The organism is uncultured Campylobacter sp. (assembly GCF_938045595.1).
In the GTDB taxonomy this organism is placed as follows: Bacteria; Campylobacterota; Campylobacteria; order Campylobacterales; family Campylobacteraceae; genus Campylobacter_B.
Window position 1 is genome coordinate 1 of sequence record NZ_CALIBB010000291.1, and the last position, 1951, is coordinate 1951.

Annotated in this window: 1 protein-coding gene; it reads right to left on the reverse strand. The window is 40.9% G+C overall.

The annotated features are described in order from the left end of the window. Positions 1–273: 273 nt before the first annotated feature. Positions 274–1951 (reverse strand): TonB-dependent receptor (locus Q0340_RS11325; protein ID WP_298083387.1); only part of this gene is annotated, 1678 nt, incomplete at its 5' end.

Consider the following 1951-nt stretch of genomic DNA (forward strand, 5'->3'; position numbering starts at 1 on the left):
GACCGCAGTTAAAATTTCAAAATTCGCTATCTTGATTTTGAAAGAGATCGCGGGCGTCATTGCAAAATTACGAAGCTGATGTCATCACGGACAGGAGCCTTTGGTCTGCCACGTCACGTAAAATTTGAAATTTACACGCTGCATAAAATTCGGGAATCTAAATGATACCAAATGATTTACTATAGCCATCCTTTTTAAATTTACTAATAAATCTATAAATTTTGATTCCAAAGGCTTTTGTTTTAATAAGACGTCAAACACTTGATTAAATTTTTAAAACTGAAACTCCCATGTGAGTTTATAGTTCCTACCCGGCGAGTAAAAGCGGTTGATACCAAGCCCTGTTTCTTGATCTATCAAATTGCTAGTTCCAAAAGGCCTTATTGATCTGGCGCTTTCCCAAGTGATATATTTACGATCGGTTATATTATATATGCCTGCACGAAGCGTCAGATATTTTATCGGCTTTACGTATGTTACGAAGTCTATCGTCGTATATCCACCGCTTCTCCATTCCACTTCGCTATTGCTTACAGGTTTGCCGTTTACGATTTTGCCGCCTAGATACTGCTCGTACCAATACATATTGTAGGTATCTCTCGCCTTTTTCGCAGCTACCGCGGTTACGAACAGATCCGCGCCGTATTTATCGCCCGGGCTTTGATAGCCTACGCTATAAACCGCCGTTCGCGGCTGGATCGCATTCATCGGCGTATCGGTTTTGCCGTGACCTATATCCATTCTGCCTTTTTGAATACTTAGCTTATATCCTATATGAAAGCCCTGTAGAGGCTGCCAAATTTGATCCAAAGCCAGTCTCGAGTCTATCTCTATTCCTCTTACTCTTGCTTTTGGACGATTTACGTTTTGATACACAGAAGTAGGCATTGTACTTCCACCGTTTCCGTAAGGAAGCTGGAATTCCCCCTTGTATTGTAAATCTATAAAATTCCTATAATCCGTTTGGAATAAATTCAATGTAACGAAGCTTGGCGAATTATGAAGCGTAAAGGCAATCTCTTTAGTCTTTGCCGTTTCTTTTTTCAAATCCAAATTCGGATATATCGAAAAATCACGGTGCTGGAAAGTGAAGTAAATTTCATCCGAAGTAGGCGCCCTAAATCCGTTTGCATATTTAAGCTGAATTCTAAAAAAATCGAGCGGATCGATATTCGTAGATAAAGAATATGAGTTTGCCGAATACTTTCTCTTTTGCGAAGCCAAATACACGGCGTTGGCTTCGGCGTTAGCATCTCTATGAGCTTTTATCTCTTTTTGAGATGGAGTGCCCGGAAGCGGCGTATAAGGAACAAACATTCCGATAAATAGATCAGTTGGAATTTTTGGCGTAACGCCTGGAGTATAAGATGGATTGTGTTTAACCTTATCATATCTATAATTAAGATCAAAGGCCAAAACATCATTTATACGAAAGTCATCTCCCACATAAAGCGCTCCGGTTTTGGTCTCAACCGGAATAAGGAAGCTAAAAGGATCATCTTCGTGACCGCAAAGCGATACGTAGTCGTTTCCGTTGTATAGCTTACATTTATCCGCATACCAAGTACCGAGCATAGGAAAGTCGGGGTTAGTATTTCTTACGCCGAAAAAGGTTTCGGCCCACCACTGTTTATTCGTAGGCTCGTATCCTTGTCTGTTTACCATTCGCTTATCGCTTTTACTAAAAAGCCCGCCGTAGCTTAAGGTGTGCTCTGAGCTTTTGATAGTAAAATCCTTGGTAAGATCGAGATTTAATTGTTTTGTATCGGTGATGAGATCCCTGTCTTTCCAGTTGTTATCTACAAAGCCGTATTGGCTCGGCAATAAGAGAGAATCGCCGTTCCAGCTATCTTTTGGATTGATTACCGCATAGTTTCCTTTGCCATTAGGGGTAGGTACAGGGGTAAGGTCGTAGTGCTGATAGCTCCACGTATTTGTATCAAATAGATCG